General features: G+C 58.2%; 17 protein-coding genes. 16 read left to right on the forward strand and 1 reads right to left on the reverse strand.

Annotation, left to right across the window (positions count from 1 at the left end; genetic code table 11):
• Positions 1 to 33: 33 nt before the first annotated feature.
• The 16 genes from AC1EJ1_RS00585 (at position 34) to AC1EJ1_RS00660 (ending at position 20,675) form a co-directional block, all read left to right on the forward strand.
• Entirely contained in the window at positions 34 to 1,800 is a 1,767-nt protein-coding gene (locus AC1EJ1_RS00585; RefSeq protein WP_058237467.1) for an L-fucose isomerase, read from the forward strand.
• 154 nt (positions 1,801 to 1,954) lie between these two features.
• The gene (locus AC1EJ1_RS00590; protein WP_480295160.1) at positions 1,955 to 3,361 is read left to right on the forward strand and encodes a rhamnulokinase; all 1,407 of its coding nucleotides are present in this window, start codon (positions 1,955 to 1,957) and stop codon (positions 3,359 to 3,361) included.
• Complete coding sequence (locus AC1EJ1_RS00595) at positions 3,336 to 4,376, forward strand: LacI family DNA-binding transcriptional regulator (RefSeq protein ID WP_480295161.1); 1,041 nt, start codon at positions 3,336 to 3,338, stop codon at positions 4,374 to 4,376. Before AC1EJ1_RS00590 ends, AC1EJ1_RS00595 begins: the two co-directional genes overlap by 26 nt.
• 13 nt (positions 4,377 to 4,389) lie before the next feature.
• A complete protein-coding gene (locus tag AC1EJ1_RS00600; RefSeq protein ID WP_058237465.1) occupies positions 4,390 to 4,821 on the forward strand; it encodes an RbsD/FucU family protein in 432 nt (143 codons plus the stop codon).
• Between the two features lie 275 nt (positions 4,822 to 5,096).
• Positions 5,097 to 5,849 (forward strand): DeoR/GlpR family DNA-binding transcription regulator, encoded by a 753-nt coding sequence (locus AC1EJ1_RS00605; protein ID WP_480295162.1) that lies wholly within the window; start codon positions 5,097 to 5,099, stop codon positions 5,847 to 5,849.
• Between the two features lie 11 nt (positions 5,850 to 5,860).
• Positions 5,861 to 7,210, forward strand: coding sequence for a dihydrolipoamide acetyltransferase family protein (locus AC1EJ1_RS00610; protein ID WP_285015892.1), 1,350 nt, complete (start codon positions 5,861 to 5,863; stop codon positions 7,208 to 7,210).
• A gap of 5 nt (positions 7,211 to 7,215) precedes the next feature.
• Positions 7,216 to 8,586, forward strand: a complete 1,371-nt coding sequence (gene lpdA, locus AC1EJ1_RS00615; protein ID WP_058237462.1) for a dihydrolipoyl dehydrogenase — start codon at positions 7,216 to 7,218, stop codon at positions 8,584 to 8,586.
• A 42-nt stretch (positions 8,587 to 8,628) separates the two neighbouring features.
• Positions 8,629 to 11,079: an alpha-ketoacid dehydrogenase subunit alpha/beta gene (locus tag AC1EJ1_RS00620; protein ID WP_058237461.1), complete on the forward strand. Its 2,451-nt coding sequence runs from the start codon at positions 8,629 to 8,631 to the stop codon at positions 11,077 to 11,079.
• A gap of 139 nt (positions 11,080 to 11,218) precedes the next feature.
• Positions 11,219 to 12,532 carry a PHP domain-containing protein gene (locus tag AC1EJ1_RS00625; protein WP_285015885.1) on the forward strand — a complete coding sequence of 438 codons (1,314 nt, stop codon included), beginning with the start codon at positions 11,219 to 11,221 and terminating at the stop codon, positions 12,530 to 12,532.
• A gap of 43 nt (positions 12,533 to 12,575) precedes the next feature.
• Positions 12,576 to 13,616, forward strand: coding sequence for an SDR family NAD(P)-dependent oxidoreductase (locus AC1EJ1_RS00630; RefSeq protein ID WP_058237459.1), 1,041 nt, complete (start codon positions 12,576 to 12,578; stop codon positions 13,614 to 13,616).
• A 31-nt stretch (positions 13,617 to 13,647) separates the two neighbouring features.
• Positions 13,648 to 14,925, forward strand: a complete 1,278-nt coding sequence (locus AC1EJ1_RS00635; RefSeq protein ID WP_058237458.1) for a zinc-binding dehydrogenase — start codon at positions 13,648 to 13,650, stop codon at positions 14,923 to 14,925.
• 123 nt (positions 14,926 to 15,048) lie between these two features.
• Complete coding sequence (locus tag AC1EJ1_RS00640) at positions 15,049 to 15,891, forward strand: prephenate dehydratase (RefSeq protein ID WP_058237457.1); 843 nt, start codon at positions 15,049 to 15,051, stop codon at positions 15,889 to 15,891.
• Between the two features lie 170 nt (positions 15,892 to 16,061).
• Complete coding sequence (locus AC1EJ1_RS00645; protein ID WP_058237456.1) at positions 16,062 to 16,421, forward strand: hypothetical protein; 360 nt, start codon at positions 16,062 to 16,064, stop codon at positions 16,419 to 16,421.
• 2 nt (positions 16,422 to 16,423) lie between these two features.
• Positions 16,424 to 19,135: a hypothetical protein gene (locus AC1EJ1_RS00650; RefSeq protein WP_480295163.1), complete on the forward strand. Its 2,712-nt coding sequence runs from the start codon at positions 16,424 to 16,426 to the stop codon at positions 19,133 to 19,135.
• A 34-nt stretch (positions 19,136 to 19,169) separates the two neighbouring features.
• Positions 19,170 to 19,790, forward strand: coding sequence for a hypothetical protein (locus AC1EJ1_RS00655; protein ID WP_480295164.1), 621 nt, complete (start codon positions 19,170 to 19,172; stop codon positions 19,788 to 19,790).
• A 153-nt stretch (positions 19,791 to 19,943) separates the two neighbouring features.
• Complete coding sequence (locus AC1EJ1_RS00660; protein ID WP_480295165.1) at positions 19,944 to 20,675, forward strand: CDP-alcohol phosphatidyltransferase family protein; 732 nt, start codon at positions 19,944 to 19,946, stop codon at positions 20,673 to 20,675.
• Here the strand turns inward: AC1EJ1_RS00660 and AC1EJ1_RS00665 are convergent.
• Positions 20,672 to 21,556: a hypothetical protein gene (locus AC1EJ1_RS00665; protein WP_480295166.1), complete on the reverse strand. Its 885-nt coding sequence runs from the start codon at positions 21,554 to 21,556 to the stop codon at positions 20,672 to 20,674. The two genes, AC1EJ1_RS00660 and AC1EJ1_RS00665, sit on opposite strands and share 4 nt — an antisense overlap.
• Positions 21,557 to 21,770 lie beyond the last annotated feature (214 nt).

The following is a 21,770-nucleotide window of genomic DNA, read 5'->3' on the forward strand; positions in this document are numbered from 1 at the left end:
AGACAAACGAAACCAATGAAGGAATGAGGAAACATGGCTGAACACCCCAAGATCGGTATCCGACCAATTATCGATGGACGTCGCAGGGGAGTGCGTGAAAGCCTTGAAGATCAGACAATGGGCATGGCTCAGCGTCTGGCGAAGCTGTACACGGACGAACTGCACTACATCGATGGTGAACCTGTGGAATGCATCATCGCTGACACCACCATTGGTGGCGTTTCCGAAGCCATCGCATGCCAGAAGAAATTCGACACTGAAAACGTTGGTCTGACTGTCTCGGTGACCCCGTGCTGGTGCTACGGCACAGAAACCCTGCAGATGGACACCCGTACCCCGCACGCAATCTGGGGCTTCAACGGCACAGAGCGTCCAGGCGCCGTCTACCTTGCCGCTGCACTGGCAGGACACGCACAACTCGGCTTCCCGGCATTCGGCATCTACGGCAAGCAGGTCCAGGATGCTGACGACGAGACTATCCCCGATGACGTGCGCGGCCGTCTGCTCGACTTTGCGAAGGCAGGTCTGGCTGTCGCACAGATGCGCGGCGAAGCATACCTGTCGATGGGCTCGGTTGCCATGGGCATTGCCGGCTCAACGGTCAAGGACGAATTCTTCGGCCCCTACCTCGGCATGCGCAATGAGTACATCGATATGTCCGAGTTCTACCGCCGTATCAACGAGAAGATCTACGACGAAGAAGAGTACGAAAAGGCCCTGAAGTGGATGAAGGAAAACTTCACCATCGGAAAGGACTACAACCCGGAAAAGAACCAGCATCCCGAGCGCCATGAAGATTGGTGGGAAACCTGTGCCAAGATGGTGCTGATCGGCCACGACCTGATGAAGGGCAACCCCAAGCTGGCAGAAAAGGGATGGGCCGAAGAAGCCGGCGGCCATGGTGCAATCGCAGCCGGATTCCAGGGACAGCGTCAGTGGACAGACGGCATGCCCAACGGCGACGTCATGGAAACTGTCCTCAACACCAACTTTGACTGGAACGGCGCACGTCAGCCAGTCGGAGTTGTCGCAACCGAAAATGACTCCCTGAACGGTGCATCCATGCTGTTCGGATATCTGCTGACCAACACCCCGCAGATCTTCTCCGACGTGCGCACCTACTGGAGCCCGGAATCGGTCAAGCGAGTCACCGGCTATGAGCTGGAAGGACACGCAAAGGACGGCTTCCTGGATCTGCGCAACTCCGGCTCGACCACACTGGATGGTGCCGGCAAGGCCACCCGTGACGGCAAGCCTGTCATCAAGCCGTGGTGGGAAGTAACCGAAGAGGACCAGAAGGCAGCCCTTGAGGCAACAACCTTCCACCCCTCAGGGTACGAATACTTCCCCGGTGGTGGGTGGTCAACCCACTTCCGCACCAGCGGCGAAATGCCCGTGACGATGTGCCGTATCAACCTTGTCTACGGACAGGGCCCGGTTCTGCAGATCGCTGAAGGCTGGACCATTGATCTGCCCGACGAGGTCGCCACAACCATTGAGCAGCGCACCGACCCGGCATGGCCGACCACCTGGTTCGCACCGCGTCTGACCGGCGAGGGGGCCTTCGCCTCCGTCTACGACGTGATGAATAACTGGGGCGCCAACCACGGTGCAATCTCATACGGACACATTGGCGCTCAGCTCATCACGCTGGCCTCCATGCTCCGTATCCCGGTTAACATGCATAACGTGCCGGAAGATGATATCTTCCGTCCGCGCGCATGGACACTGTTCGGAACAGCCGACGTTGAAGGCGCGGACTACCGTGCCTGCAAGAACTTCGGACCGCTGTACCGCTGAGTCATCCGGCTCTCGCCGCTGACATCAGGATGCCCGATGGGTGGGGCGTCAAGGCGCCCCACCCATCACTGCACCCACTGGGCGAATGCACTGTCACCCTCGGACAATTACCACTGACATCACACTGAAAATACTGAGAAAAGAAGGGCGTTTCATGACCACTGCGCTAGCTGTCGATTTAGGGTCGTCGTCAGGCCGCGTTGTTGCAGGACGTTTGGAAGGTGACCATATTGAGATCCACGAGGTGCATCGGTTCTCACATGAAGCGATCCGACGTGACGGCTCACTGGTGTGGGACCTGGAGCATTTGTGGGATCAAACCGTTGAAGGTCTGCAGAAAGCCGTCCAGGAATATCCCGACGCACAATCCGTATCTGTGGATACCTGGGGCGTCGACTTCGTCGCGCTGGACAGCGACGATCATCCTGTTGGCCCACCACGCGCCTACCGCGATGAGCGCACCGCACGCACATTGGAACAATTCCGTCAACGCATTGATGATGAAGAATTCTTTCATCTGACAGGAATCGCTCCAGCCACCATCAACACCGCAAACCAGCTCGTTGCACTGACCTGCGAAGAACCGGAACTGGCTGAGCACATCGACACGATTCTGCTTCTGCCTGATTACTTCGCGTGGAAACTGTCCGGCGTCAAAGGCTGGTCTCGTTCTATCTGCTCCAGCTCAGGACTGTGCGAACCTGGTTCGCCACGCTGGTCAGACACGGTCTTTTCACGCCTTGGTCTTCCCCGTTCATGGGTTGATGATCTCAACGATGACCTCACCACAGTCGGCCCGTGCACGGTCGAAGGGCTCGAATCGCTCACGGTGGTGCGCGGCGGCGCACACGATACGGCATGTGCAGTCCACGGCCTGCCTGTCGAAGAAGGCGTCAAAGCGTACTTCCTGTCCTGCGGATCATGGTCCGTGCTCGGCGGCATGCTGGACCGCCCGCTGCTCACTGACGCAGCATTCAAACTGGGCCTGACCAATGAATCACGCAGTGACGGAGGAGTTCGTCCGCTGTTCAACATCACCGGCATGTGGATCCTGCAGGAACTCCAGCGTCAGTGGGAGCGCGAAGGAATGCCGACCGACACCGACGAATTGGTGGCCGCTGCGCGCACATGCGCCCCGTCCGCACATCTGTTTGACCCGGATGACTCCCGTTTTGCCGAACCCGGTGAAATGGTTGAAAAGATCGACACCGTGATTCGGGAAGCCGGCGGTGAGCCTCCCTCGACGAAGCCCGAGTACGTACGACTGGTCATTGAATCCTTTGCCCAGCGTTATGCGCGCGGCATTGACGAGCTGGCGCAGATCGCTGGAAGCAGGCCCGACCAACTCAACCTGGTAGGAGGTGGCGCGCGCAACCACCTTCTGTGTGATCTGACCGCGCAGGCCGCTCAGCTGCGTGTCGTGGCCGGCCCGATCGAAGCGTCGATCCTGGGCTCCCTCATCGCGCAACTGGAAATAATGGGGAACATCGCTTCAGGCGACAGGCCCCACATCATTGCAACGACAGCGAAGACCCGTGTCCACGAACCCTCTGCGCGTTAAGAACGGACCACCCGCGAAGAACAAGCGAGTCTCGCTCGCAGACGTGGCGCGCCATGCCGGCGTGTCAGCCAACACGGTCTCGCGCGTGGTACGAGGCGACCCTGAAGTCGCAGATTCCACACGAGCGAATATCACCGCGCTGCTCCACGAGATGGGGTACCGGCCGAACTATGCGGCCAGGGCTCTTGCCGGCAAGCGTACAGGGGTCATCCATGTGCTGATGGCGGCGCCGATGTTCCACGGGCACGGCCAGACGTTGCTGCATGTGCTCAACGCTGCCAGCGATGCCGGTCTGAGCGTGTCGATTTCGAATGTCTACATGTCTGACGGGCACGTCACCAGTAACGCGATCCCATTTCGAGTCGACGGAATCGTCATTCTGGGCGGTCAGGACCCCGTCATCGAAATGGCGATGAAGCTGGCTCGCACAACGCCGACGACGCTGCTGCTGTCATCGGAAACGACTATCGATGGCGTATCGACCGTCTCTGTCGATAACGTGCTGGGCTCACGAGTCGCCACCGACCATCTGCTGCGTGGCGGAGTCACTGACATCGTTCACCTGATGGGGCCGGCAGGCTGGAACGACGCACATCAGCGGCGCAAGGGATTCGAAGAAGCGTGTGCGCAGTCCGACGCCTCTTTAAATGTCGAGATCATCGAATGTGGCTCGTGGAATGCTGTGGACGGATTCGATGCCACCTACAGCATGGGGCGCATCCCTCAGGGAATCGTCGCATCCAACGACCAGATTGCGCTGGGCGCCATGCGCGCCGTTCGCGAGCTCGGCGGAGAGCTCCCCCACGACACCCGCGTGGTCGGTTTTGACGATGAGGCGGGCGCGCAGTGCTTCTCGCCGCCGCTCACAACTATTCGACAGCCCTTTGACCGGGTGGGCCGCACGGCGATTCGTCAGATCGTCGACCTCATTGCCGGACGCCCACCGCAGGACTTCATCATTCCCCCCGAACTGGTCATTCGGACCAGCTCCCAAATTGTCACTCACTACGAATGAAAGGACACCACTGATGCTGTACGGACCTATGACTCACCCCGCGTTCCTACGCGCACTTGCCGCAGCCGGACACGGCTCGAAGATCTTGCTGGCCGATGGTAACTACCCGCACACCACCGGCGTGAACGAGCGCTGCGAACTGATCTCCCTCAACCTTGCGCCCGGCTTGCTGGGCGTCAACGAGATCCTCGAAGTTCTCAAGCGCACGATCCCGATTGAAAAAGCGGAGATCATGGTGCCTGAGGATGATCAGGACACGATTGACATTCCGGCTCACGCCGACTACAAGGCAGCTTTGCCGGATGTGGAATTCGGTGAGATTCCGCGCTTCAAGTTCTACGACGCGGCTCGCAGCGAGGATGTCGGCATTATTGTGGCGACGGGCGATCAGCGCCTGTACGCGAACTTGCTGCTGACAATCGGCGTGCGCCAGCCTGGTGAGTAGCCGCTCCGTTACCCTCCGTTCACCGGATTTTCGTTTGAGTGACGATTGATCTGAAGTGAGTATCTGGGACTTTCGTCGCCCTCGTGAAGATTTTTCTTCAACGAGGGCGACTTAATTTTCTGCCTTCCGTTGATTTCCGGCCGTTATCTGACGGCTGGAAGGGCGTGATTCAGCGGAAAAGTGGCGGAGAAAAGTTCACATATTGACTGTTGCATACTTTCGATTGATTTACTAAAATTCATCATAGGTAAATCGAAACGTAAGGATGCGATGAGATGACGAGCGCGCAACACGAGCGTAACAGCTTCATTCTCGACCAACTGGCGGCCGAGGGCGAAGTCTCTGTGAGCGCTCTTGCCGTTGAACTCGATGTCTCTCCAGTTACCGTCCGATCCACACTCAAACAGCTCGAAGAAGACGGCTACCTGGTTAGGACACATGGAGGTGCGCGTCCGACCGCGTTCCGCAATATTCGACTGCGCCAGATGGATCGCGTCGACGAAAAAGAGCGCATCGTGCGTGCAGCGGCAGCGATGGTCAGGGACAACGACCGCATCATGATTGAAGCGGGCACGACCTGCGCGATGATCGTTCGGCACCTGGCCGGAAAACGCGGCGTGCAGATTGTCACCAACTCGGTGCTTGTTTTCGCCAACGCTCGCTCGAATCCACACCTCAATATCACGCTGACGGGTGGCCAGTTCCGCGCTGAATCAGAATCGCTGACCGGACCGCTGGCGGAACGCTCAATTAACTCGTTCAATGCACGCATCGCGTTCCTGGGGACAGACGGATTCACAGTCGAGCGTGGTCTGACAACTCAGCTGGTTGAAGGCGGAGAAGTCGCCACCTTGATGACGGCGCGTGCAGAAGAGACGTGGCTGCTGGCAGATTCGTCGAAATACGGAAAGAGCGGATTTGTCAGTTTCATGGGACTTGATGACGTCACGGGGATCATTACCGATGATGACCTCACGGCGGACTCGATGAAGGAATTGGAAGAACACACCCGCGTTCGCGCGGTGTAAGGGAGGAACACATGGCCACCATCGTGGTGATGCCCCAACTGGGTAACTCAGTGGAGTCCTGCTTGATCAACGAGTGGGAGGTCTCCGTTGGCGACACGGTCGCCGTTGATCAGGTGCTGTGCTCAATTGAGACGGACAAAGCAACAATGGACGTGCCCAGTACCGATGCCGGCACAGTCCTCAAACTTCTGTGGGAAGTCGGTGACGAAGTCCCCGTCAAGGATCCCTTGCTGATCCTGGGCGAGCCTGGCGAAGAGATCAGCGAGGATGTTCTCGCGCAGGCCGGTGTTTCCGGTGACTCCAACGAAGCCGCCAGTGCTCCCGAACAGGAAGCACCCGCTGAAGAAGAAAAGCCTGAGGCGCCCTCGTTCCAGACGGCAGCATCCGGCGGAGCGATTTCGCCTCGCGCCCGCGCACTGGCCGACAGTGAAGGACTGGACCCGTCGGCAGTGTCCGAAGGATCCGGCCCCCACGGACGCGTGCTCGAACGCGATGTAAAGGCCTATCTTGCCGAGAATCCTGCCACCAACGCGGCTCGAGCCCAGGGCGCAACCGGGACTGGAACCGGACTGGGTGGACGTGTCACGACCGCCGACCTGGCTTCCCCGGCAGCCGACGAGGCAGCCGCCGCGCCATTGATCAGTGCCAACGCCGACTTCCCTGGCCCCTCCGAAGCGGCACCGTTGAAGGGCATCCGCAAGGTTGTCGCCACGCGCATGATGGAGTCCCTGGCCGAAACCGCTCAGCTGTCCTACACGGTCAGCGCGAAGGCCGACAAGCTCATGGCCATGCGCAAGCGTTTCAAGCAGGCCGACGAATCACTGGGCGTCAATGCCATTACGATCGGTGACCTGGTCGGATACGCAGTCGTCAAGACGATCGCGAAGTACCCGGCATTCAACGCGCATCTGGCTGACGGCACCTACACGAAGTTCCAGAACATTCACCTCGGCGTGGCCGTCGATACTCCGCGCGGCCTGCTGGTCCCGGTGATCCGCGGAGCCAACGCCATGAACCTGAAGGAATTCTCCGCTGCCTCCAAGCAGGTGGCTGGTGATTCGATTGACGGCACTATCAGCCCCGACCTGCTCAACGGCGGCACCTTCACCGTGACGAATCTGGGATCGTTCGGCGTGGAGACCTTCACACCGATCATCAACCGTCCGCAGGTCGCGATCCTGGGCGTGGCAGCTGTGACGCCGCGGGCCGCCCTCGACAATGACGGAAATGTTGTGGTGGAAAAGAGGATCGGCTTCTCGCTGACCGCTGACCACCAGGTGATTGATGGTGCTGACGCAGCGCGATTCCTGCGCGACCTGGTCAACGCCATCGAAAACATCGACCTGACAGTATTGGGATGAGCGTCATGACAGAGACAAAATTCGACGTCATCGTACTGGGCGGAGGCCCGGGCGGATATCTTGCAGCCGAACGCCTCGGCAACGGCGGCAAGAAAGTCCTGCTGATCGAGGAGAAAGATCTCGGCGGCACATGCCTGACGGTGGGATGTATCCCCACCAAGACCCTGCTGAACTCCGCGAAGCACTACGTGCACGCGAGTGAGGCCGGCGCCTACGGCGTGGGGATCGAGGGTGCCTCCTATGACTGGGAAGCGATGCAAAAGTGGAAGGGCCAGGTCGTCAAAGGTCTGGTCGGAGGCGTGGGAGCCAGCGTCAAGAAAGCCGGCTGCACCGTCGTGTACGGGCGTGGCTACTTCGAAGGCCCCGGCAAGGTACGCGTGGATGACACGCACTACACCGCTGAACACGTCATCATCGCGACCGGTTCAGTTCCTGCGATGCCGCCCATCCCGGGCAGCGCCGACAACGAAAAGGTCGTGGATTCCACCGGACTGTTATCTATCTCCGACGTGCCGAAACGACTGGCCGTCATCGGTGGCGGTGTCATCGGCGTGGAGTTCGCCTCGTTGTTCTCCAGCCTGGGCAGTGAAGTGACCGTCGTCGAAATGATGGACGAGATCCTGCCCTTTATGGATGACGACATGGCAGCTCAGCTGCGCAAGGCGATGCCCGCCATCACCTTCAACCTCGGCTGCAAGGTGGAGGCGGTCGAAGGGTCGAACGTCGTCTTCTCCAAGGATGGCCAGAAGCACACGGTGGAGGCCGACCTGGTTCTCATGGCGGTGGGTCGTCGCCCAGCCACGCGCGGCTGGGGAGCTGAAGAATCCGGACTTGACATCGGGCGCCGAGGCATAACGGTTGATGACCGCCTGCGCACGAACCTTCCCAACGTGTGGGCCATCGGTGATGTGACGGGTCGTTCCCTGCTGGCGCACGCTGCATACCGCATGGGCGAGGTCGTGGCGGCGAACATCCTGGATGACCAGGCCTACAAGCGTGGACAGGTGATGCGCTGGAACACGATCCCATGGGCTGTGTATTGCCTGCCGGAAGCAGCCGGTGTGGGACTGACCGAATCGAAGGCCAAGGCTGAGGGACGCGCCATTAAGGTCGGGTCCGTGCCTGGCCAGATGTCCGGCCGGTTCATCGCTGAGAACGGCTTCAAAGCACCCGGCAGCGCCAAAGTGATTGTGGATGCTGAGACGAACCACGTCCTCGGCATTCACGTGTTGGGCACATACGCATCCGAGATGATCTGGGGCGCATGCGCCGTCCTCGAAACCGAACTGACACTGGACGATCTGCGTCAGCTTGTCGTCCCGCACCCGACAGTATCTGAACTCATCCGCGAAGCTGCCTGGGCTGTCAAAGCCTGAGCGCACCGACGTAACTGATTAGAAGTAGGCGAAAGAAAGAACATGACGAAGTCACTGACAGTTGACCCGGCGAAGGTCCGCGCGTCCGGAAAGATCACCATTCCAGATATTCCGATCAACCAATACACGTTCGACCTTGACACCGAGGTCGGCCGATACGGCAAAGATGGCATGGTGCAGATGCTCCACGACATGATCGCGGTGCGCACATTTGAATCCATGCTTGATTCCATCAAGAAGACCGGCGGATGGCAGGGCGTGGAATACAACCACCGTGGCCCCGCCCACCTGGGAATCGGTCAGGAAGCCGCATACGTCGGCCAGTCCTTTGTGCTGACCCCCGACGATTTCATCTTCGGCTCTCACCGCTCGCACGGTGAGATCCTGTCCAAGTCCTTCTCAGCTGCACGCCAGTACGAGGACGCTGATCTGGAAGCAGTTATGAAGGGCTTCCTCGACGGTGAAACGCTGGGACTGGCCGAAGAAATCGGGTACGAGAACCTGCGTGAGCTGTCCGAAAACTTCATCCTGTTCGGCACGCTGGCGGAGATCTTCGCCCGTAAGGCTGGCTTCAACCGCGGCATGGGCGGCTCGATGCACGCCTTCTTCCAGCCTTTCGGTTCCATGCCGAACAACGCCATTGTTGGCGGCTCGGCACCCATTGCTACGGGCGCAGCGCTCTACAAGCGCATTAACCGCAAGCCCGGCATCGTGGTGGCCAACGTCGGTGACGCAGCCCTGGGCTGTGGCCCGGTATGGGAAGCCATCCAGCTGGCATCGATGGATCAGTACCGCACGCTGTGGCGCGAAGAAGACGGCGGCAACCCGCCGATCATGTACAACTTCTTCAACAACTTCTACGGAATGGGCGGCCAGACCTCCGGCGAAACAATGGGATACGACGTTTTGGCCCGCGTTGGCGCAGGTGTCAACCCCGAAGCCATGCACGCCGAACGCGTCGACGGCATTAACCCGCTGGCCGTTGCAGATGCCGTCACGCGCAAGAAGAAGATCCTGGAAGAAGGTCGCGGACCTGTCCTCATGGACACCCTGACCTACCGCTTCTCAGGCCACTCCCCGTCCGACGCTTCCAGCTATCGCGACAAGGCTGAAGTGGATCTGTGGGAGGAAGTCGACTGCATCAAGACCTACTCTGAGCTGCTCATCTCCAACGGCCTGGTCTCCCAGGGCGACATCGATGACTTCTCCGCGAAGTTCACCGAGAAGCTCACCAAGGTGCTGGTGCTGGCATCCGACGATGAGAAGTGTCCGCGTGTGGGACCCGAGTACGTCGAAAACGCCATGTTCTCCAACACGCCCACCGAGGCAATGGAGGAGGGCGAATCTGAAATCACCCTCGAGGACAACCCGCGTATCAAGGCTTTGTCCAAGAAGATCCGCTCTTCGCGCGACGAGAACGGCAAGCCCGTCTCGAAGATGAAGATGTTCCAGTTCCGTGACGCCCTGTTCGAAGCCATGATTCATCGCTTCTCCGTCGATCCGACGATGGCGGCATGGGGCGAAGAGAACCGCGACTGGGGTGGCGCATTCGCCGTCTACCGTGGCCTGACCGAAGCACTGCCGTACCGTCGCCTGTTCAACTCGCCGATTTCGGAAGCAGCGATTGTCGGTGCCGGTGTTGGGTACGCGATCTGTGGTGGCCGCGCTGTTGCAGAACTCATGTACTGCGACTTCCTGGGCCGCTCCGGTGACGAAGTGTTCAACCAGATGGCCAAGTGGCAGGCAATGGCCGCGGGCCTGATCAAGATGCCACTGGTGCTGCGCGTGTCTGTCGGCAACAAGTACGGTGCGCAGCACTCACAGGACTGGACAGCTCTGACCGCTCACATCCCTGGCCTGAAGGTATACTTCCCGGCCACGCCAACCGACGCAAAGGGCATGTTGAATCTGGCGCTGCACGGCACGGATCCCGTGGTCTTCTTCGAATCCCAGCAGCTGTACGACAAGGGCGAAGACTTCGAAGAGGGGGGCGTGCCCGAGGGCTACTACGAAACACCTGAAGGTGAGCCCGCCATCCGCCGCGAAGGCAAGGACATCACCATTGCAACCCTGGGCGCAACGCTCTACCGTGCGCTTGAAGCAGCCGACATTCTGGAAGAAAAGTACGGCATGTCCGCTGAGGTCATCGACCTGCGCTTCGTCTGCCCACTGAACTACGACAAGCTGATCGAATCAGTGAAGAAGACAGGCCGCCTGCTGCTGAGCTCGGACGCGTGTGAACGCGGCTCGGTGCTGCAGGACGTCGCACAGAACGTGCAGTCACTGGCCTTCGACGCACTTGACGCACCGGTGACCATCGTGGGATCGCGCAACACCGTGATCCCGGCTGCTGAGCTGGAAAAGACCTTCTTCCCGCAGCCTGAATGGATGATCGATGCCATTCACGAGCGCATTGTTCCACTGCCGGGACACACCCCCACCACCAACCAGACTGAGGGTGAACTGGCACGTCGTAACCGCCTCGGAATCTGAGACATGCGGTGAGGCGGCAAAAAGGCTGCTGCCGCCTCACCGCCGTATCCCACCCGCAGCCACAACATATCCAACGGCCACGGTGCTCACTGAGCGATGCCGTGAGCACCTGGCCGACAACGAACCCAGCAGAGGAAATATGAGCGTTCCAGTTACTAACGATGTCAGCCTCTCTCAGAGTGAACGCCTCGATGCTTTGCGTGAGGGCGCCGCACACTTCACGTTCCCTGCGTGGGCGCCAGAATCCAACAACCACATCCACACGTGCTACTCCTTCAGCCCGTACACACCGACCCATGCTGCACTGCGAGCCAGGCAGGCAGGGCTGCGGGTTGTTGGGTCCGTTGACCACGACTCGATCGCTGCCGCCCCGGAAATGAGCGAGGCTTGCCGTATCCTGTCGATGGGTTCGGTGACCGGCTTTGAAATCCGCGCGTTCTTCGACGATACGCCCGATGGCCCGTTTGCATCGCGCAAACTCAACAACCCCGATTCAGCGGGTATGGCCTACCTGACCGTCCAGGGAGTTCCGGCGCCGTCCCGTGAAAAGGCCGATCAGTGGCTTGCACCCAAGCGAGTGGCACGCCTGCAGCGCACCCTCGAAATGGCCGAACGTGCCAACAAGATTTTGGCCGGCCTGAATCTGACTCCCTTCGATCCACAGCGCGACATGGTGGATCACTCCCAATATGCCAACGGCGGCGGAATCACGGAACGCCACTTGCTTGCAGCGATGGCGCGCGCACTGATCAACGGTTTCGGCAGGGGACAGGCTCTGCTTGACGGCTTGGCGACCATGAATGTGGAGGTGCCGGCCCCCCTCGTCGATCGACTGGGAGACGAGGCCAATCCGTACCTGATGTACGACCTGCTCGGCCTGCTCAAATCTGAATACCTGCAGCAGATCTACATTCAGCCTTCTCACGAGGAATGCCCGACCGCCCGCGAGGTCGTCGCCTTTGCTGATTCGATCGGCGCGATCGCGACCTACGCTTACCTGGGAGACGTGTCAGCCTCACCGACAGGAGACAAGAAGGCGGAGAAGTTTGAAGACTCCTTCCTTGATGAGCTGTTCGAAGCTTTGGAGGAACGCGGGTTCAGGGCAGTGACCTACATGCCGCCACGCAATACCGATGAGCAGCTTGCCCGGATTCATGAACTGGCCACGCAGCATGGCATGCTGGAAATCTCCGGTGTGGACATCAACCAGCCGCGCCAATCCTTCAACTGCCCTGAGCTGCGCAGAGAGGAATTTGCCGGACTCAACCAGGCGACCTGGGCACTCGTGGCGCACGAAGCACTCACCAGTGTGGACCCGCAGCTGCACCTGCTGGGATCAGGTCGACTGAGCCCGCAGGACCTGGTGGCCCGCATCGAACAATACGCGCCGCTTGGCCGCGAATACGCCGACGGGACGCCCGCCGAGGACATAGCTTCACGCCTGACGGCGTGATCACAGACTTACCCAAGACCCAAGTGATGTGGAGGAATGAAAGATGAGCGTTGCACCTATCGTGCGCGGAGTGTTTCTGCGCGCACTAGGTCGACCGGTTCTGGTCAGCCGCAGCGACAAGGAAGCAACGATCACGCTGCCTGCAGACGAAGACAGCCTGATCCAGATGAATGACTCGGAGGTGAACGAGCTTCTGGGCGGCGTGAACCTACCGGTCACCGTCAGATGCGGAGACGACATCTTCGAGGTCACCGAAACAGGTAAACGCGGTGAACGCGAGATCTCCGGCAGGATTGCCGTCGTAACGGGCGGTGCGCAGGGCTTCGGAGCTGAAATCGCACGCGGCCTGATCGACCAGGGCTGCTTCGTTTTCATTGCTGACCTCAACGAAGAAGGCGCCCGCGCCAAGGCCGAAGAACTTGGCGAACACGCATGGCCGATCACGGTAGACGTGTCCAACGAGGAATCAGTGGCAGCGATGGCTGAGGAAATTGAGCGCGTGGCCGGCGGGCTTGACCTGGTGGTCTCCAACGCCGGAATCGTGCGCGCAGGAAGCGTCCTGACGCAGGACCCGTCGGCATTCCGCCTGTCCACGAACATCAACTACATTGCGTTCTTCCTGGTCACTCAGGCGTGCGGCAATCTTCTGGCCCGCCAGCACAAGGCTGCACCCCAGTGGCTGACTGACATCATCCAGGTCAACTCCAAGTCCGGCCTGGAAGGATCCAACAAGAACGCCGCCTATGCCGGGTCGAAGTTCGGTGGCCTCGGACTGGTGCAGTCCTTCGCCCTCGAACTGGTCGCCCACGGCATCAAAGTCAACGCTGTGTGCCCGGGCAACTTCCTCGACGGACCACTGTGGTCAGACCCTGATCGCGGACTGTTCGTCCAGTACCTCAACTCAGGGAAGGTACCAGGCGCAAAGACCGTTGCCGATGTGAAGGAATACTACGAAGCGAAGGTGCCGATGCACCGCGGCGCACAGGGCATCGACGTTTTGCGCGCCATCTACTACATCGTTGAGCAAGCCTATGAAACTGGCCAGGCGGTGCCCGTCACCGGCGGTCAGGTCATGATGAATTAACAGGGCCACAGGCCGAAAGGAACACATTTCAATGTCCACTCAGACAACAACTGCAGTGCGTATCCACGGAGTGGAGGACCTCCGCCTGGAAACGTTCGACCTGCCTGAAATCGGTGAGGACGAAATCCTCGCTGAAGTCACGTCAGACTCGATCTGCATGTCCACCAACAAGCTCGCACACCAGGGCGAGGCGCACAAACGCGTGCGCGGATCGCTGGCGGAAACCCCGACAATGGTCGGGCACGAATTCTGCGGAACGATCAAGAAGGTCGGCTCCAAGTGGGCTGACCAGTTCACACCCGGCATGAAGTTCGCCATCCAGCCCGCCCTGAACTACAAGGGAACGCTGTGGGCACCGGGATACTCCTACCAGTACATCGGCGGCGACGCGACCTACGTCGTGATCCCCAGCGAGGTCATGGAGTCCAACTGCCTGTTCGAATACAAGGAAGACAGCTTCTTCACCGGCTCCCTGACCGAGCCGTACTCGTGCGTCATCGGCGCATTCAAGGCGCAGTACCACATGAAGCCGAACGACTACACGCACTACATGGGTATTCGCGAGGGCGGCACACTGGCCATGCTCGCATCCGTCGGCCCGATGGGACTGGCCGGCCTGGACGTGGCACTGCATCAGGAGCGCAAGCCGCGCCGTATCGTCGTCACCGACATTGCACAGGATCGCCTCGATCGTGCAGCCGCGCTGCTGACCGTTGAAGATGCGAAGAAGAACGGCATCGAGCTTCACTACGTCAACACCGGCGACATGGAGGATCCGGTCGCGGAGCTGACAAAGATCAACGAGGGCGAACTGTTTGATGACGTCTTCGTGTTCGCTCCGGTGCGTCCGGTCGTGGAGCTCGGCTCGAAGCTACTGGCTCGCGAAGGCTGCATGAACTTCTTCGCCGGCCCGCCGCGTAACGATTTTGAGGCGACGATCAACTTCTACGATATCCACTACTCAGGTCACCACTACGTGGCCACAACCGGTGGCACGTACGAGGACGTCGCTGATGCGATCGATATGTTTGAATCAGGCAAGCTGAACCCGGCCGTCCTGGTCACCCACATCGGTGGTCTGAACGTGGTCGAGGAAACGACGCTGAATCTGCCGAACATTCCCGGTGGCAAGAAGCTGATCTACACCCACAAGAGGCTGGATCTGGTCGCAATTGACGACTTCGCTGAGCGCGGCAAGACGGATCCGTTCTATGCGGAGCTGGATCGCCTGTGCAAGGCGAACAACGGTCTGTGGAACAAGCAGGCTGAAGAATACCTCCTGGAGCACGCGCCGTCGATTGACGAGTAGCATCGCCGCGCGTCATAGGTCGCCCTCGTTCATTGTGATGGACGAGGGCGACCCATAATCGCTTCTGTAGATCCTGCTCACACGATGTGAGAAGAACGCTGCCGCCCTGATAGCCTAATTTTCATGACACGCGGGATGACAGTTGCGATACAGGGAGAGGCCGGATCGAATTCCGAAGTGGGTGCTCTCCAACTCTTTCCGGACGCAACGATTGCGCCCTGCGAGACGTTTACCGCCGCTTTCGATGCGGTGCACGACCAGGCAGCTGATGTAGCAGTAATACCGGTGGAAAACTCCTCGGCCGGTCGCGTCGCAGACCCGCACCAGCTGCTGCCCAACTCTGGCCTGTACATCACCCGTGAACTGTTTCTGCCGATCCACTTCGATCTGGTGGCACCCCAGGGTGCGACACTGGAGTCGATCCGCTCCGTGCGCTCCCACGTCCACGCATTCGGCCAGTGTACGAAACTGTTTGCCAACTGGAAGTGGACGCGCCACATCAGTGCCGATACGGCAGGGGCTGCGCGTGAAGTTGCGATGATGGGGAACCGATCCGTAGCGGCATTGGCTCCCTCGGGAATTGCAGACAAATTCGATCTGGCGGTGCTGCAAAGCCATGTCGAAGACAACGACAACAATGCGACGCGATTCCTTGTCCTGTCGCCCAAGCCAGAGGTGAGCCAGACACGGCCAGCCATCACAACGGTTCTGTTTCGCACCAAGAACGTGCCTGCCGCGCTGTACAAATGCCTGGGCGGATTCGCGACGAACTCGGTGAACATGACAAAGCTGGAAAGCTACCAGCTGGGGGGCTCTTTCTGCGCCACGCAGTTTTATGTCGACCTCGATGGGCACATGGAGGATCCAAACGTCAAGCGTGCCCTCGATGAACTGCACTTCTACGTCGCGGACATGAAAGTCATGGGCTGCTACCCGGCGGACCCCTACCGCGAGGAACTGGCGTAGTTCCCTATCGTTGCGGCTGTCTCGGGCCTTCATCTGCGCCTTGTAACCTTTCCTTTTCATGATCGGCGAGGAACATGAAAAGAAAATAGTCAGAACTATTGACTGACAGTCAATTCTCCATTTAATGTAGTAACGCCTGAGTTCCTCCGAGACGAGAGATTGACAGTTCGATGGCTGACTTGGAATTCGACCGCGCTGCCGTTGGTGTGAGCGCGAAGAAAGATTGGACCGATTCTGAAGAATTCGGGAGAATCGGTGCTGTTGCCAGACAGATTTCCATAGTGGGAATTGCGAAGAATCTGCCAGAAGGCCCAAACGAAGGTGTTCAATCCCTGCGCGATGCAGTGAGGAACTATCGCGATGGCATGAAGGACGTGATCTTTGAATTTTCGGATGCCTGCGCTGTTCTGGGATCAGGTCAGGAAAAAGCAATTGCCAACTATGACAAAACTGAAGCGGCGAATGGAAATCTCTTCATACGAGATGTCCGCGAAGGTATCGCAGTGCTGAGTGAAAGGTTGGGGGGCTGACTATGGCTGGTGCTGATGAACTGCCCACCCCGCCTGATATCCAGGCAGGCGCGAACGCGTATGCCGACGATTTCGAGATGGTGAGTAAACGTATCGCGAACACCCAAATCGCATCTGGAGCAGATCAGGTGCCGGGCTGGGAAGGCCAGGCTGCTCAAAAGTACTGTTCGGAAGCTCAATCACTGTCGACACACGTCTCCACATTGGCTAAATCATTTTCAAAGCCTGTGAATTCACTACGGGACTGGGCTCACACTGTAGGCGAAGCCATCCGCAAGGTTGAGCGGTGGCAGCAGGAATGGGATGACGCTGAAGCAGAAGCTACGCAGAGAATCAACGCGCTCAATGCCGACAGAGACGCCCGACAAAACACAAACAATCCGATGGATCGTCTTGAGTACGGCCGGAGCCATGGAGAGATCATTGAGTCAAAAGATATTCAGCAGACTCGTCTGAGAGAATCTTATAAAAATGAGATGGAAAGACTGGATAGTGAGGCGTCAGCTACTGCGTCCGCTTTAACCGGATCAATCAATTCAATCGTATCGGCTGCTGATCGCAAGGGTGGGCGAGACTCGATAGGAAAGAGCCTATTCGACGACATGCCGCTGGTAGATGGCCAGGCCGAATGGGAATACTGTCAGGGCATAGCGGACGACGCTGCTGATCTTCTTGATATGTCTTCCCCGGATCTCATTGAAAACATCAAGGAATTCAATAAGAAATACGCCGACGATCTGGATAACCCGTTCTTTGCCAATGCGCTGGCCGAACGGGTACCTCCTGAGGATATGGCCCGGTTTGTGGCGAGGATGGGGGATTTCAAGGGACAGATTGTTGATCCAGGGACCCATGAAATTGACACCGATTTCGATAAAGCAATCGAAAATGTGACGCGTTCGCTGGGAACAGCCATGGTTCTGTCAACTGGGGGAATGAATGGTGATCCTGCTTACCAGAGCGCTCAGAACAGTTTCAATGTGGTGCAAGACGGCCTGATGGCATCTGATGGACAGCATTATTCCGCTGTTCAGGAGCATAATCTGGATGGCTTGAAGGAGTTTGGCCGCACGCTTGTCGACTCTTTCGGAGAACCTGTAGACCCCAATTTCGCGGGGATGACTGGAACTCATTATGGCTATGAATATGTTGGGCATATGCTCGGCGTAGCGTCAGAAAATGAAAACATTTCACTTGGTGGAGGATTCGTCGACGATTACAACGGGAAAGATTCGATAGCTCGCGACATTATCACCTGGGATAATGAGCATCCTGAGTTGCGACAAAACGCTTTCCCGTACTCTTCATGGATTGGCTCGCACATGCCTGGAGGCAGCTACGGTGCCTACGGCTGGACACTTGATCCTGTCACCTCCATGATGAAATTGATGGATATGCCCGACTCTTTTGCCGATGGGACACCGGATTCTTTGTCTGCCGCAGAAACTGACCGCGCAGATGGTGTGCGTAACCTGCTTGCCAGTAATACTGATTTTGATGTTGACGGCGGGACGATGTCGATGACGGAGTACCTGACAGGCCACCGCACTGTTCCTGATATCTTCAGCGGGTGGACTGATCAGGGAGATGCATTTGGTGAGGTCATTGCGCAAAATGCGATGCCTGTTGACAAGCCTGACGTCTCTCCCGCCGATCCAGCGTATGCAGAATGGGCGGATCGTGAGAAGAAGTCTGCGCAAATCACCATGGACTTTGTTCAGGGGTATCAAGATGGCCTGCAGGACTTTGGAGAATCACGAGGCGAAAATCGCTTCGGCATGATGAACAGTCAACTGAGAAGCTGGGCTGGCGTCGCGCTTGCGCCTCGAGTTGATAATCTTCTGTCCGAAATCGGTTCTGGGTCGAGTGCTGAAAACACCGTAGCGGAAATGGGTCTGAATGATGATCGGGCATCGTTTGCGTTCTCTAAAGGTCTCAGGAAATCGCTTCTGGGTGAGAAGAGCCTGCTGACTGATTTGGCATTTGATCATCCGGTAAAAATGGATGACGGTTCGTACATCGGTGGACGCGGACCCGCAATTGATAATCTGCGACTTTCGGCAATTGAGAAATTCCAGGAAGACGTCGATGGTTCGTCGCCGACAACAGCAGGCGTACAAAACATTGCTCAAAAATGGGCGCCCGGTTTCAATCAATTGTTCGGTGCGCACGGAGCCGCAGACGGGGCTCATGCCGAATGGTTTGACGAAACCAACAAACGCTGGCGAGAGCTCGCTGAGGGCGGCCTTGGTGCAGCAGGACTGCCGGGCAAAATTCCCGGCGCCGGCAAAGTTACGCAGTTTATCGCGGGTCAGGCACTCGGTGCCGGAACTGACATGGCTCTTGACCAATTTCTGCCGACCGATCACGCTGAACTGGCGCAGGCCTCACGCATTAAAGATCAGGACGTTGCGCGTACTTTGATGGCTCAGTCGTTGTACTCACGTTATGGCGAATCGGAAGTCATGGGCGCGCCAGTTATGGGCAAACAGACTGCTGGGAGCTTTTTGAGCACTCGCTCTGGTGCCGATCTGGACGACTATTACAATTCTGATGGGACGTTGAAAGACTATGAGGATCTTTCACCGGAACAACGCTCGGCTTTCCAGAATTTCATCAACAATAATGAGAATACTGCGAATATTGAGCACGAAGTCAATTCGGTGTTCAATGACACTCAGCAAAATGAAAAGAACGCGCAAGGCGGGAACTAAGGACTCATTGAATCGCATGGAAGGCTGTTGAAAGATGAGGAGACTGTGGCGGTATGCACTGGTCACCATTGGACTTGTTTCACTGGGGCACTTGAACGGATGCGCCGTCACGTTGGGGCAGTCGGAATCATCGATGTCGGATTCGACGCAGTGCATGCAATCTTCCGATGATGACCAATCCAAGGAGGTCAGCACCATGAATATTGACTTGCCCAGCGGGTGGGTCATCCGTGAAACTCCGGATAATCCGACAGTGGATTATCGGATTGAAGCGTCCACTGATCCGGCTTCAAACGCAACGGCCGAAGTTGTGCGCTACCACATTTTCGACTGGGGCGACATCGATACAAAAGAACCTCGCTCTGATCCGATGGAACTGATTCCAGATCCTGCTGACATGCGAGACGACAGAATCAAACTCGCTGAGGAGAACTCTCGCGTGTCCAACACTGAGGCATTGCCTGATCGGAGTATCGACGGCTGCCAGGCCACGGGACTGACTTTCGTTGCGGATGAGGATGAGGGTGCTGTCGAGACCATGATTGTGTACGTGGCTCGACCTGATGGCATGTGGGTGATGACCCTTCGAAGTGCGCCGAACGAGGCGCTGCCGCACGAACTCGTGTCCGCCCTCGACACCGTGACGTGGAGCTGAACGCGCGGCACAGACAACCAGAACCGATCATCTGGCTCCATCGCAGGTGATGTGCCCAACGATCGCCGGAATGAGCAGTTTTTTCGTGTATTGTCTCGTTCAGCATCGTTGTAGGCAACAATCGAGGGAAACATGAGCGCAGACACTCACGCGGTGAACGAGACACAGTGGTCCATTGAACGACGAGTGACCGTATGGTGCATCCATGCTTTCACCATGAGCGGTCTGCTCTGGGCACTGCTGGCAGTCGACTCACTGCGCTCGGGCCACATCAAGATGATGTGGCTGTGGCTGGGAATTGCGCTGATTGTGGATGCTGTTGACGGGCCAATGTCACGCGCGGCTGACGTGACGAAAGTGGTCCCGTGGTTCTCTGGCGTGATGATGGATAACGTCGTGGACTATTTGACGTGGACATTCATTCCAGCGATGTTCATGTTCCTTTACATTCCGCTTGGGCCGGGCAAATGGCCAATCCTTGCTGCAGCACTGGTCCTCGGCTCGTCCATGTTCTGCTACGCCAACACGAAGATGAAGTCCTCGGACTGGTATTTTGTAGGGTTCCCGGCAGCGTGGAACGTCGTCGCTATTATCATGTGGTTGTTCGCGACGCCCTCGTGGTTCAACTGGCTGATCGTCGTGATTTTCTCCGTGTTGGCCGTCATTCCGTTCAAGTGGATCCACCCCTTCAGAGTCACTCATCTGCGCATCTTCAACGCCACGGCTGCCGCCTTGTGGGTCGTGACAACTGCGGTAATGGTGGCGTTGTACCCGGCTCGCCCGCTGTGGCTCATGATCGTGTGGCTCGTGGCTGGCGTGTGGCTGATGGTCGTCAGCGCAGAACGTACCGTACGAGGGCGCCCCTCCAAACGCCACGTGTCCTAATCAGGCTCGATGCTGGAGAGCTGGCGATTGGCACGCCGGTCCAGCCAGTACTTGAAACCTTCGAGCACGAAGGCAGAGGCAATCAGTAGTGCAATGATGACGATGACGTATCCCGGGTAGTTTCTGCCGTTAAGCCCGAAGTACACATAGGGTGCGACGAAGGTAATGACGGTGACGGCCAGTCCTGCCATGCGTTTGAGGAAATGCGCGGCCGTCACCATCGTGAGCACGCCCCATGTGTAGGGAATCGCCGTCGTCAGGTCGATGAGCCACAACAACAGAAGCGAGCCGTGGAATTCGCGCACATACGACACGGGCAACACGCGCAGCGCCGAGTAGATCAGCACAACCGCGTAAGCCAGGAACTTCGGATTCGTCAGTATTCGCGTGACCATGAAACGGTGTTGTAGGCGGATACCTGCCTGCGTGAGGCCGCGGTAAGTGGAAGCTGAAACCAAAAGTGCATCCAGGCCGGTGAGGGCATGGTGAAGGAACGCCAGGTCCTCAGGTCTGCCTCGTTCCAGAAGGAATGGGATTAACAGACGCGGGGCTACGCCGATGGGCTGGCATTGCTGCCCCTCGTAGGTCTGCATGGGTCCGAGCTCGTGGAGCAGGTCGGGGGCCAGCCACTGTTCCCAGTGCGCGCGATCGGTGGGCGTCATCATCAAAAGCCAGAGCCGTTCGCGTTTGCGTACCGAGTCACGCAGCGTGACCTGCAGTTCGCGGATATTGTCAGGGCGAGTGGGATCAATGACGCGGGAGAATTCGCGGACGTGGCGATCCCGCAGGTCGCCTGTGCGTTCGACACCTGCAGCTTCGCGCACGGACACCGGGTCGAGGCTGATGTCGCTGGCGAATGAGATTCCCAGAAGAAGATGCACCTACCCACAGTACATGTCGAGACCTCTCGCGCGGCAAAAGGTGCGCCGGTAGTGACGTATCTGCAAGGCTGAGGTGTTGGAGGTAAGCAGACGCGATGTGCAGAAGCACTGAGGGGCCGGTCAGCAGACCGGCCCCTCAGGCATCCCATCAACACAGTGCGAGTCTAATCGAGAAACAGCTCCCTTAAAACAGTCGCTATAGAACCTCGTTGGC

It is taken from the genome of Pauljensenia sp. C0170B4 (assembly GCF_056590235.1).